Origin of the sequence: Nostoc sp. PCC 7107, assembly GCF_000316625.1 — a bacterium.
GTDB lineage: Bacteria > Cyanobacteriota > Cyanobacteriia > Cyanobacteriales > Nostocaceae > Nostoc_B.
Window position 1 is genome coordinate 1,978,414 of sequence record NC_019676.1, and the last position, 12,373, is coordinate 1,990,786.

Genomic DNA, 12,373 nt, shown 5'->3' on the forward strand with positions numbered 1-12,373 from the left:
ATTGCCTGTTTCTCGATGACCTTTTTTCAGAGGAGTGTGTATCTAAAACTTTACACTCCAAGAACCTTACATACTTTGTTGGGTTTCGCTATCTCTCCACCCAACCTACTTTTCTGCTTAACTGAACCGTATTGAGTTTTAAACGACAATCTTGGTGCGTAAGTCCTGCATTTGTGGTTGATGAGTAGGAGTAAATAGTAAGCGAGTCAAGCCTTGATGAATATCTACTTGGGGAGACCATTTTAAATATCGCATAGCTTTATTATCGGCGCAGCTGTGGTGAATATCTCCCGGAAGACCTGGGCGAAAGATAGGACGCAGATTTTGTTTAGTAATTTGATTTAATAGCGCGATTAACTCTAATAAGCTGGTAGCTTGGCCGCATCCAATATTGAAGATTTTACCTGCGGCTTGGGGATGTTTCATGGCAATTAAGTTGGCTTGGACTACATCAGAAACGTGAATAAAATCACGACTTTGCAATCCATTACCATAAATGATTGGCGGTACGCTTTGACGGATGCGATCGCAAAACTGAGAAATCACCCCTGTATAATCACTATTCTGACGCAGACCAAACACATTAAAATAGCGCAACGAAACAAACTCCACCAAGCCTTGTTGATGATAAATTTGTCCCAACTGCTCAGACGCGAGTTTATCAGCACCATAAGGACTAATGGGATGAGTCGGCATTGATTCTCGTTTTGGCAATGTAGGATCATTCCCATAAACAGCCGCACTACTAGCAAATATGACTCGTTTGACTCGACAGTGATGGGCTGCTTTTAAAACATTGGCTGTCCCACCATAATTAACTTGATGTGTCCCGACAGTATCTTGGAAGGATGCGGCGATATTTGCGATCGCGGCTTGATGAAAAACATAATCGCACCCTTGCGTCGCTTTTTTGACATGATTGTAATTGGTCACATCACCTTTAATCCATTCCCACCTGTCTGGAGGTACAGCCAGTAAATTTTCTAACTTGCCTGTGTAAAGGTTATCCAGCACTCGCACATAATAACCTCTATTCACTAATTCTTCGACTAGATGGGAACCGATAAAACCACATCCGCCTGTAACTAATACTACTTGGCGATTCATGATTCGCTCGCTCCTAACCACGGTATAGTAATGGCAGAAACTTCTGGCATAGTTTCTAAGCACTGTATAACTGCTGCGGGTAAAACAATTTTGCAACACTGATTAGCTAACCAAATTCCCGTCAACAAGGCTTCTTTAGCGGTCATTTGTTCTGCCTGCTGTAACAAGTCATCCCAGCGTTGTGAGGGGTAACGGGCGATTAAGGCGGCGATTTGGTAAACTTTCCACAGCGATCGCTCCCAACCAATTTTCGCGGCACTAATACACAGCAGGAGTAAGTAATCTTGCGGTGGTAGGGTCTGGATTGTGTGATTTTCTAACTCTACTTTACACAGGCGTTCTGTTTGCCATTCCCAACCTAAAAGCTGCCAATATAGCTCAATTTTTACGGCGCGTTGGGGATGGGTGAAGGATTGTTGCCCAATTTGCCAAATCTCTCCCGGCTGATATCCGGCGGTTGTGAGGATTTCTGTAACGGTGGCGCGATCGCTGGCTGCTATCCACAAATCCAAGGTTTGAAATTGCCAGAGAGATAAATCACCATCTACCAATGCGGCGAGGGCTGGCTCGTTGATGGGAATCGCCGTGACTTGGGCGGTGGCGAGTTGATTTAATAAATGCAGTAAAACTTGGCTATGAGAACGATTACGCAGGGCATTAGCGTAATAATATTGTTGCAATTCTCGCAGTGTAGACTCTGGGACAAACTTAGGAGCCGTTTTGTTTAAACTCCAATAGGCAAGCGATAATACACCTAACTCAGAGGCAACCTTGACAAAATACTGCCAATCAATCTGCACAAGCCGAGAATAGTCTTTGTCATCCTTTAACAGAGACTTGAGGCGATCTCTAACTGTCTCGTCAAAATAGATTTGGAGACATCCAGACAGCAATTGCATCGCCCGTTGTTGCTCATCTTTGATGTATTTTTGCCAGTTGCGAAAACTCACACCCGCAAATGCTTCGTAATCTGTGAGCGATCGCACATTTCCTAACCCATAAATGCCAAAATCCTCAGTCATCGGTTCCATCTGCAAAATTTGGCGAAATCGTTGTTCGGAAATAGTATGGCGTTGATACCAGTCTTGATTGTCTTCCCAGTTTAGCGGGCGTGGCTTTTCTTGGGTGTCATAGTAATAGTGCCAACAGATAACACGATGGGGATGGTAGATATCCCACCCATTTGTCCAGGCGCGGACAGAATAAGCCACCTCAGTAGCCGAAAAGTAAAGCAGTTGATCATGGGGAACTTCCTGCATCAAACGCGCATCGGCAAACATAAATCCCCCCGCCATAAATGCGCCAGATTTAGGGGCGTGATAATTGCTTAAATCTTCCACGGCTCTTGGAGTCATCATCCCATTGTGGGCAAATCTGCCTGTGGCTGTACCTGTAGGGAAGTTAGACAAAATTACTCTGGGGGGATGATAGCCCGGAGGAAATGCCGTGAGTACAGGTTTTTGGCTGGGACACATCGCCAACATTTCAATCAGTAGGGTATCCCAGCCAGTAGCAAAGCGCATGTGGGCATCTGTTTGCAGGGCATAGCGTTCTCCTTGCCAAAGTTTTTCAGTTTGGGATCTTGCCCAACCCAAACCGCAAGATTCGGCTGCTGGTACTGTCGCAACCCGACAATTGGGAATATCTTTCAGCCCATCAATGAAGTGTAGTTCTTCATCATTGCCATATTGCCAGCAAATACCAAAACTGATGCGTTCGGGACATAGTGCCTGGGCTAAGGCATCTTTGACTGTGGGGATTAATTCAAAATCGCGGTAAGCCGCAATCTGGACAAAAATGCGATCGCTGATCATATATCACCGCCAAAACAGCAACAAATTACCAATTAGTAGGGTTTTTAAACACCGATTTCCGAATCCAGCCGTGAAAAGTGAAACGGCTGTCAGCAAACATTTTTGATGGACAACAAACAGGTAACACTTCATGCAGATAACGACTGGGAAACAGAATGATGCTGTTTTGCTGGGGAGTTATCTGTTGTTCTAAGAGTTGATCACTGTCATCTAAGCAAAAACGCAACTCACCACCAGAAAATGCCTGTGGTTCCCGATAAAAGTAGTAAACATAGGAAATTTCTCGGTTGAAAGTATCGTAACTACCGTTATCACTATGCAGTTTGTAATAGTTGCCATCGTTATGTGCGGTAATTTGTGTTTCAATTAACGTCACAAAAAATGGTGGAATATCTAACTGCTGGCAAACTTGTGGCAGTAAGGACTTTACTTTATCAACTATGAGTGATTGGACTTCTGCAACCGCATTCAAACTTTGGGAAACTCGATAGTCTGATTGATTGGTAAAAGTGGTACTGCGAACAAATTGATTTGCTTGCGCCAGAATGTAATCGAGTAATGTTTGCCATTCTTGATGATCGAGAAAATTCAGCAAATGTATATAAAGTGGAGTATTTACCACATGTTTGCCATCTGGCTGTTTATCAGTTCCCAGTTCTAAACAGACAATATCTTGCATAGTGCTGCTAACAGTAAAAATCTGGAAAAAGCGGTAACAGAAGTGTGTCAATCACACTAAGTGATTGGCTCTGTGGTAGTTGGCGCGGCTGTAGTTGTAGTGGTGGTGGTTGTAGTAGTTGTTGTAGTGGTGGTGGTTGTAGTTGTCGTTGTTGTCGTGGCACTAGAGCCAGTAGGAGCTGCCATTGCTGGGGTAGGAACAATAATCGATTTAATGGCTGGGAACAAAGAGCCAATGGCAAAGCCACCTACTAAACTGACTTTTTTAAGTACTTGGCGGCGGGAAGTTTGGGGACTATTCAGGGGTTCGATAACGGCTGCATCTAACAAATGAAACTGTTCTAACTCGGCTAATGTCAATTGAACTAAACCATGCCAATCAACTGTTTGATTTGGTGGAAACTCAAATTCTGCTTGTAGCAAACGTGCAATGGTTTCGACGGTATTTTGACCATTACACAGATACCAGACACGTACTGCGATCGCACTCAGGCAATGGGCAGTATCTCGCGTTTCATCATAAACAATTAACTCTTCTCCGACTTCTTGAATCAATAAATTTTCCGTGCGAGCAACTGGAATCATCGATTTATTCTCCTTGTATTTGGTTTGGGCTTAAGAAAGCAATGTCAATACTTGATCAACTAATTGTGCTGCTTCACCCCGTTGTCCAGCGAAACATGAACTACCGACAGTTGCAGCAGTCAAAATAGATAATGTTAGCTCCGGGTATAACCGAGCAGTTAAAGTGTTATCCAACAGCCCCAGAATGGCTTGTCCAGTAGATATTGCTGCTGGTTGCCATTTTGCTTGCAGATGATATTGTGTTTGTAAAATTACATTGATTTTCACAGGACAACTACCCACTGCGACACCTAGATTTGTGGCAGTCAATCGCTGTCTTTTTTCAGAAGAAGTACGTACAGATAAGGCTCTAGGATAGGGATGAACTAATCCCTGGCGATCTAAAACGGCGTATTCATCCGAGTAATAAGTTGCGCCAGCTTGCAAAAAGGCCATGACTAAGGTAGTTTTCCCACTGAAACTACGCCCAGGAATGACGATCGCATAATCGCCCCAAGCAATTACGCCAGCATGAATAAATAACCAATCCTGAGTTGCCATCCCAATCGATAAACACAGGTCATTTTCCAGTAGCGTGAAGACTTCATCCAAATCGGGAGAACAAAGCAGTTCGGCTTGGCCTTCATATAGCCGATAGACAGACTCATGATCTTTGTCGGTGCTAACCCACAACGAATAGAGTTTCTGAACAGTTAATCCAGATAATGGAAAGCGGATGGGTGGCAAATACGCTTGCAGCGGTTCTAGCAAAGTAGACTTGTTCAGTCTGATGCCAATTCCTATGCCATAACTGCTGAAAAAAATGCGATCGCTCCATTCCAAATTTTCTAAGCAGAATGCTTGTTTGTTGGCATCCTGATCAACTGGTGAAGTTGTCAAAATCATCCTAATGCAGTAGTGTCAAACCCTGAAAATAAATATTAAAACAGTTAAATTAGCTCAAACAAATTCACCACTATGAATTCAGATAGGGAGTAGAGGCTAGTATTCTTACTCAGCACTTCCAGTCAATCATGGTAAACATTTGCCATCAAGCATGAAAAAAGATTTACACCCTTTACCCCCTATCGATAACACCTTTTCTTAAGCTCTGAGCCGTGACTTTGCTAGATCAAATCAATCTATTACACTCGCAGGTGATTCTAATCTGACTTCTTCACCAAAGCAGATGACTGGCAACAAATTGTTACTGAATCAGGTCAATCATTTTCTGATCGCTTTACTTAATTGTTCGACGCACAAGCGGATTGGCCTGATGAGGTAATACAAGAAAGATAGTGAATTTGGCAGGTTGAACAACCGCCGATCGCGTACATTGGGAATTAAAAACCGCCAAACAAAATACTGCACCCAATCCCAACTGTGATCGCGGACTCGCAAACGAAACATTGTTGTTTGCCAAGTTGTGGATAAGGGCAGAGGATGTGAGAATAAGCGATTGATCACTTGTTGAAACAACTCAGGTAAGCAAGTGTCTTGGATAATTGCGGTTTGTAAAGATTGGGGAATTGGGGCTTGTAACAAATCTTGAGCCAGTTTCAGCCCTAAAAGTAGCATTCGATGACAGTGTAATATGTGCGATCGCTCCTCCACAGCCTGCCAATCGAGATGTTTGTAAGTTCGCAACAATTCAGCAATATCACAAATCCACTTTAATTGTGACCAGCATTCTTTAGCACCGTGAACACACAATACTAACAGCAAGTCTTCGGGAGATAAGGTAACAACATCAGTGTCTAACAAATTCACTGACTGACGACGTTCCCACAACTGTTCAAAAGGTATTTCTAAAGCAAAAAATCTTGGTGTTAATCGCCAGTGTAAATCTATGGCTACATCTTTATTTGGCAGCAAAAAATCTCGTTCACTATCTGACCAAATATTCATTTTTTCTTGACTATTATCCACCGCCAGGGTTTCATAACCATGCTGAATTAGTAAAGCTTTTGCAGCTAGTAAATAATCTGGATGGATTAAAATATCCAAGTCACTGAAATAGCGGAGTGCATAACTACCATAGAGTGCCACTGCTAAAGTCGGGCCTTTGTATGGTAAAACCGGAATTTGATGTGTGTGGAAATCTTGCAATAGTCTGATTAATTCATGACTGCAAATCATCCCCTTGAGTATATAACCTTGATAGTTTTGCTGGAGTTGATTCAACAAACTCTTGGGTAAATTCACCGCATCAACAGTTTGTAAACTTTCCCATAGCAAACCATCAATTCCATTACGACTCGATAAATCTTGCAATAAAGTCCAATTAATCTGTGTCTTACAAAGCTCCTGAATTGCTATGTTTAAAGCTGGCGATCGCTTAGTATGAGCGCAATTCAAAATTAACTGCACTTCTGGTAAGTTAATGGAAATAATTGATTGTCTATTCACTTGTGTCTTTCACAATAAAAAAATTGCTACAAGAAGCGTAAAGCGAAATTTTAGCAATCCGGCACGGTGCTGAAATGAATAAAATTATAGTTATGGCAGTCCTCAATCAATCCTCGACAACAAGAGGTGGTTAATCTTGTGATTCGATTGCTAACTAAGCGATTTGGAGAACTATCTGAAGAACTGCGATCGCACATTTCCAGTTTACCTCTGCCTGTTCTCGAAGATTTAAGTGAGGCATTGCTGGATTTCACCAGTTTAGCTGATTTACAAGTTTGGTTAGCCGCAATTGATCACCAATAACAAATGACTACTTATTTACTTTGGTCTTTCGCTGTTGCGGTTGAAATTTTTATCTGGGAATGACACACTACCGATACCTTGCAAAATCCCACGACCGATTAAACCTAAACCACGACCGATAATTTGGGTGAGAACAAAGACAATACCACTACCTAAAAAAGATAATAGGGATTGTAGACGAGGAGCGATCGCATCCCAAAATTCTAGCCCTAGTGTCACAAATAAAGGAACGCCCGAAAGTTTGGCTAATTCTGTGTTTCGCGGAGCATATATCGAAGTTTTCGCAATCCCGCGCGGTGCTAACACAAACAACTCATAACGACTTTCAAAAATTGCTTTAGCTTCATTAACATAATAATTTAAACGATATTTCCATGACAATTCATTTCTAAATCGTTCAATCTCTCGCGTAGAAATTAACTTCCGATTATAGAAATTTTTCTTAATTGTTTCTACATCTGCTAAATAATTCAACAGTGGCTGCAATACCCCATTTCCTATCTGAATCAACAAATTTTCTAAAATGATTAATGCCTGAGATTTCGCATCATTACTATTAGCTAAATAAGCATGATTGTCAATATATAAATCTGTTTGAAATAGTAGATAAGAAAATAACTCTAATACAAAAGGAATTTTATTTAATATCTCTGTTTGAATAACTCTGGGATTTTGCAACAATACATTGACAACTGAGATATTTTGTTTTCCGACCTGCACTTGGGAAAACTTGCCGAAAAAATCTGTTACTGTGGCTTGCCAAACATCAAATAATATAGTATTCTTGTATCCTTCTAACTGCTCAATTGTAATTTGAGCCACACGTAAACTATCTAACTGCGTAGCTAATTTTTGTAATATTAAATAAAGTAAATCGCGTTTTTTGGATTCATATAAAATATCAATTTCTAAAGGAACATCTGCAACGTTTTCTAAAGGCGATTTTAGCTTATTGATACAAGTTGAAAATAACTCAAATTGCAAGTTAATTGGGTTAATTTCTGGCAACAAAGTTAGCGGTTGTTCCACATCTGTTGTGACAATAGCACTACTAGATAAAGGAATAAATGGCAATTCTTCAGCAGAGGAAGTTAATTGTTGCCTTTGTTGGGATGAACTTAAAAATTTATTGAGTAACCAACGCGCTGCTAAAAGTTCTCGCCGTTGTCCAGCCAGCAAAGCCTGTTCTAGTATTGGTAAACCTGGGGTTTGTAATTGTAATGTAACTTTTGCGAAGGAATCATTAATATAATTAATTCCCGATAAACACTGATTATGCCATAGCTGCAATAAAGGCATCTGAGGCGGTGGAGAAATATTAACTTGAGAAGGATTGGTATTTAATGCCCAATAGGAATCACCTGTTGCTACTTCTGCTATGACAGCAATGATTTGAGATATGGGAGTACCTTTAGGGAGATAGCCATTGATCCCAGCTACCTTGGCCGCCGTAAGTATTTCTGGGTTTTGGGCAGAACTCAGCAGTAAAATTGGCAAGGTGGGATATGTAGTTTTGAGCAGACGACAGAATTGTAAACTTTGTAACTGACTATCAAGAGAACGACCGTTTCCCAATTCTAAAACAACTAGATTTACTTGGTTGGGGTCTTGATGAGCAAATTCTGCTAGTCTTTGCAAAGCAGCAATATCGCTTTCTACTTCTGCTACAACTTGCCAGTTAGGCATTTCTTCCAAAGCTACCCGCAGTCCCAAGCAAAAAATAGGATCTTGGTCAATTAGTAATATTTTGAGAGGGCGATCGCTCATCATGTACTGAGACACTAAGGATATTCCTCCTCATTGTCACCTGTTTTCGTCCACCAATAAATGAATCATAATTACATAGGCGGAGTCTTAATTGTGTAATTAAATGAACCTCAGTATTCGGCAATGGTTGGCAGAACGCCAGATTGAAATCCACCAAATTAGAGCATTTTCCCTTGGTCAATTGGCGGGAGTCGCCTACCGAATTGTCCAAGATATGGAAGTCAAAAGCCTTGCGCCGCTAGATATATGTACTTTAGCGGAGGTTTTGGAACTGCCTTTGGGGTCTGTTTGGGAAGATATTAATGTCATCGCCCGATTAACAGAAAGCCTATTGCGTAGTCTCAGTGAAAAAAAAGCCTTAAAACGTAACGAAGGTACATGGTTGGCGTTTCAAATTGCCTATCTCCAAGCTTTACAAAGAGTGATTCAACAAGAAGTCAGCCTACAAAAACCTTGGCTGAATCGAGCTATGATACCAACTCCCACCGAAATATTAAAAGAGTTGATTGGCAAACTCAGTCTACAAGATGTTCAACTCCAAGGAATGTTGAAAACCTTGAGTCCAGGTAAATTAACTGATACTCAAGCTGAACAGGCACTATCTGTAGTGGCAGATTCATTATTAGTACAACAAATGAATAATGCTACTGTAGCTTGGTTAATTGCCAATGGTGCAGAAGATTTAGAAGCAAAATTATTGACACAGCGTTTAACTCATTCCCTAAGTGGATATTTACTCAAAGTTGTGGCTGAAAATGCACCGCAACTCGCACAATTACAAAAATTTTTCCAGTTAGGCTCTGCTAGAAATATTTCCCCTTCCGAACTAGGTGTTTTAGGAATATCTGCTAATTCCACCGTAGGGGACAAAATTGATTTATATCGAGAAAATTATCGGGGAATTCTGCTCCAAAATCTGAGTACGCCTTTATTTATAGAATCTTTTGCACTCAAGGATATTTATATTCCTCTCAAGGGTTTAGTCGCAGACAAAAGTAATTCTCCATCAATATCAGTTGATTTGAAAAAATGGGTGCAAGAACAGTTAGGCGATAGGGAAACAATCGCTGTAATTACATCAGAACCCGGATATGGTAAAACCAGTTTCTGCCAAATTTGGGCAGCAGAAGTAGCACGAGAACTTTATCCTCATTGGATGCCAGTTGTCATTCGACTGCGGGATATTAAGTATGGCAAAAATTTAGCAGAAACTCTTAATTCTGGTTTTATTTTGAATTCTCAAACTAATTTAAATGATTGGTTAGCACAAGAATATCCCCGATGTTTGTTACTCTTAGACGGTTTGGATGAATTACCAGCTTCTAGTTTAGGTACAAGGGCTAAGGCAATTTTTCTCCAGCAGCTAATTGAATTTCAAGCTGAAGGTAAACATAAAATTATATTGACTAGTCGCAAAAATACTTTAGAAGAAATTGATGCCGATATATTATTGCAATTACAGCAAATAGTCATTCAACCATTAGAACAAGAACAATTAAAACAATGGTTTCAACAATGGGCAATCTTACAATCATTACCCATCGCCCAAAATTTCTTCACCTTCTTAAAGCAATCTGGGTTATTTGTCAGTAATTCTAAATTTCCTGAACTTTCGGCTTTGGTGCGCCAACCTTTGATGCTGTATTTGTTAGGGATTTTACACCGTGACGCACTCATAGATGATGAAATATGGCAATTAGCTGAATCAAATAGCACTTTTACTGTAGTTTGGGAAATTTATTATCGGCTGAGTCGTTGGTTATTAGGCTATCCGACAATTGGCGGAATTAAAACAATGCTATTGCGTTCTGGTTCGGCTCACATTCATCGTACACAAGAAGCGATCGCTAATTTACTCTCAGGCGGCCATGCCCAAAATTTATTAAACCAAATGCAGGCGATCGCTCTGCAAATTTTACACAGCGATCGCGATCAAATTCAATTACCAGAAACTTCCCACTCTGACACCCTACCAGCCTTCTATTTCAAAACATCCCACTCAACACTTTTAATAGAATTTTCCCACTCCAAATTAGGTGAATATCTCTGTGCTGATGCTATTGCTTATCAACTACAAATTTTGACTCAGCAGCAAAAAGATGTCTATGGAACCCTAATTTTTTGTCTAGATTCTCCTCAGAGTGTTGCTCAACATCTATATAAACTACTTGGTTATGGTGTATTGACTAGAGAAATCAAGCAACTGGTAATTGAAACTTTACTACACCAACCTAAAAGCGATTTTTCTCTAGATTTATTACTGCAACGTCTAGAATTATTTTGGCATGGTTACTGTCAAGGTCGTTGGTTGAATGAAGGAATTGTTCATCAAGTTTGGAATTATTTCCACACCCTGGATAATCCTATTAATGTTGAGCAAATTAATGCCAATGTTGGTATAAATATATTTTTATTATTGTGTGCTGGTTATCGAGTTACAAAAGATGCTTTTTCTCCTTGTGGTAATCCTGAAAATGTCACTGAATTTTACCCAGAAGCTTTGACGATGCTGATGGGTAAAATCGCAATTCTATCTAATCATGTTTTAGTCCGACGAATTCTCCCTCAATCCTTAATTGGACTTAATCTTTCAGGCGCATCTTTGTTCCAAATGATGTTAGCAAAAGCCAATTTTGAACAGACAAATTTATCAGGTGCAAATCTCAGTTATGCAAATTTAGCTGATGCAAACCTCAGTCATGCAAATTTAGCTGGTGCAAACCTCAGTTATGCAAATTTAGCTGGTGCAAACCTCAACTGTGCAAATTTAACTAGTGCAAATTTGACTGGTGCTAATCTCAGAAACATTAATTTTGAGAATGTTAATCTCACTAATGCCTGCTTATTTGATACTATTTTGAATGATATTGACAGGGAAATTGCCACAGTTAATGGTGCTGTGTTCTCTTTGGAACAGTTTTACACCCTGAAGAAATTACTCTCACAAAAATATTTAATGAGCATCACCCCTAGCACCGAGAAAACGGAAGCTTGGTTGCATAACAACCCTGATATTCAAGGGCTGGAAAACTCCGAAGGAGAGACAATGGTCTCAGTAGATCTATACGATGATGATGATGATGTTGAAGATGAAACGGTATTTAGTGTAAATCCTCATGATTATGATTAATGGTCAATTCTTTTGCCTTCTACACCTTTACACCCTTATACATCTTCTGCGGGATGGCGATAACCATAAAAGTTAATACTATATTCCGTGATTTGTACGCCTGTTTGTTCTTCAACTTGACGGAGTAATTCTGCTGGTAATTCTATGTGGACATCTAGAATTTGATTGGTATCAAGACAGTTGACATGGCTGTGAGCATCACTAATGTTGCCATATAAGCGGCCATCACAGTGTTCTATACATTCAATAATGCCTTGGCTTGATAAAGCTTCGAGGTTTTGATATACAGAGGTATGGCCAATGTCTTTGCCTTCTTGGTTGAGACGATCGTAAATTTCTCTCGCAGATAGATGCTCATTTGCTTGCCACAGCAATTCTAAGACAAAGCGACGCTGACGGCTAACCCGCATACCCAGCATTTGACATCGATCGAGTGCATCTTCTAAGGAACGAATTGGTTTTTTAGCTATCGTTGGTTTTTGCATATTAGGTTTGGCTAACTATTCTGGAAATTTGCTATTTCCATGTTTAATTTTTCTTTTTGATATAAAAAAATATTATATGCTGCTTGTTCCCTGGAACTGTGTTGTTTTTAGCGATC

Annotated in this window: 9 protein-coding genes and 1 pseudogene; 2 read left to right on the forward strand and 8 right to left on the reverse strand. The window is 40.2% G+C overall.

The window, feature by feature from the left end; translation table 11 throughout:
* Positions 1-138: 138 nt before the first annotated feature.
* From NOS7107_RS08535 to NOS7107_RS08560, 6 genes are all read right to left on the reverse strand, one after another.
* Positions 139-1,107 (reverse strand): NAD-dependent epimerase/dehydratase family protein, encoded by a 969-nt coding sequence (locus NOS7107_RS08535; RefSeq protein WP_015112575.1) that lies wholly within the window; start codon positions 1,105-1,107, stop codon positions 139-141.
* Complete coding sequence (locus tag NOS7107_RS27170; RefSeq protein ID WP_015112576.1) at positions 1,104-2,921, reverse strand: GlcNAc-transferase family protein; 1,818 nt, start codon at positions 2,919-2,921, stop codon at positions 1,104-1,106. Before NOS7107_RS27170 ends, NOS7107_RS08535 begins: the two co-directional genes overlap by 4 nt.
* Positions 2,922-2,946: 25 nt before the next feature.
* Positions 2,947-3,600 (reverse strand): 2OG-Fe(II) oxygenase, encoded by a 654-nt coding sequence (locus NOS7107_RS08545; protein ID WP_015112577.1) that lies wholly within the window; start codon positions 3,598-3,600, stop codon positions 2,947-2,949.
* 56 nt (positions 3,601-3,656) lie between these two features.
* Positions 3,657-4,184: a PqqD family peptide modification chaperone gene (locus tag NOS7107_RS28495; RefSeq protein ID WP_015112578.1), complete on the reverse strand. Its 528-nt coding sequence runs from the start codon at positions 4,182-4,184 to the stop codon at positions 3,657-3,659.
* A gap of 30 nt (positions 4,185-4,214) precedes the next feature.
* The gene (locus NOS7107_RS08555) at positions 4,215-5,063 is read right to left on the reverse strand and encodes a hypothetical protein (protein ID WP_157373993.1); all 849 of its coding nucleotides are present in this window, start codon (positions 5,061-5,063) and stop codon (positions 4,215-4,217) included.
* A gap of 324 nt (positions 5,064-5,387) precedes the next feature.
* Entirely contained in the window at positions 5,388-6,572 is a 1,185-nt protein-coding gene (locus NOS7107_RS08560; protein WP_015112580.1) for a nucleotidyltransferase family protein, read from the reverse strand.
* A gap of 114 nt (positions 6,573-6,686) precedes the next feature.
* Between NOS7107_RS08560 and NOS7107_RS27710 the strand changes: the two are divergent.
* Positions 6,687-6,875: pseudogene (locus NOS7107_RS27710) on the forward strand (DUF4351 domain-containing protein); the annotation flags it as partial.
* Between the two features lie 15 nt (positions 6,876-6,890).
* Here the strand turns inward: NOS7107_RS27710 and NOS7107_RS08565 are convergent.
* Entirely contained in the window at positions 6,891-8,642 is a 1,752-nt protein-coding gene (locus tag NOS7107_RS08565) for a DUF3685 domain-containing protein (protein ID WP_044500637.1), read from the reverse strand.
* Between the two features lie 103 nt (positions 8,643-8,745).
* Here NOS7107_RS08565 and NOS7107_RS08570 point away from each other — a divergent pair, with 103 nt between their 5' ends.
* Complete coding sequence (locus NOS7107_RS08570) at positions 8,746-11,772, forward strand: pentapeptide repeat-containing protein (RefSeq protein ID WP_015112582.1); 3,027 nt, start codon at positions 8,746-8,748, stop codon at positions 11,770-11,772.
* A gap of 35 nt (positions 11,773-11,807) precedes the next feature.
* Here the strand turns inward: NOS7107_RS08570 and NOS7107_RS08575 are convergent, their stop codons facing one another.
* Positions 11,808-12,257 carry a Fur family transcriptional regulator gene (locus tag NOS7107_RS08575; RefSeq protein ID WP_015112583.1) on the reverse strand — a complete coding sequence of 150 codons (450 nt, stop codon included), beginning with the start codon at positions 12,255-12,257 and terminating at the stop codon, positions 11,808-11,810.
* Positions 12,258-12,373 lie beyond the last annotated feature (116 nt).

Excerpts from the sequence above, each read along its gene's own strand:
- NOS7107_RS08535 (WP_015112575.1), bottom strand. The coding sequence starts at position 1,107 with ATGAATCGCCAAGTAGTATTAGTTACAGGCGGATGTGGTTTTATCGGT.
- NOS7107_RS27170 (WP_015112576.1), bottom strand. The coding sequence starts at position 2,921 with ATGATCAGCGATCGCATTTTTGTCCAGATTGCGGCTTACCGCGATTTT.
- NOS7107_RS08545 (WP_015112577.1), bottom strand. The coding sequence starts at position 3,600 with ATGCAAGATATTGTCTGTTTAGAACTGGGAACTGATAAACAGCCAGAT.
- NOS7107_RS28495 (WP_015112578.1), bottom strand. The coding sequence starts at position 4,184 with ATGATTCCAGTTGCTCGCACGGAAAATTTATTGATTCAAGAAGTCGGA.
- NOS7107_RS08565 (WP_044500637.1), bottom strand. The coding sequence starts at position 8,642 with ATGAGCGATCGCCCTCTCAAAATATTACTAATTGACCAAGATCCTATT.
- NOS7107_RS08570 (WP_015112582.1), top strand. The coding sequence starts at position 8,746 with ATGAACCTCAGTATTCGGCAATGGTTGGCAGAACGCCAGATTGAAATC.
- NOS7107_RS08575 (WP_015112583.1), bottom strand. The coding sequence starts at position 12,257 with ATGCAAAAACCAACGATAGCTAAAAAACCAATTCGTTCCTTAGAAGAT.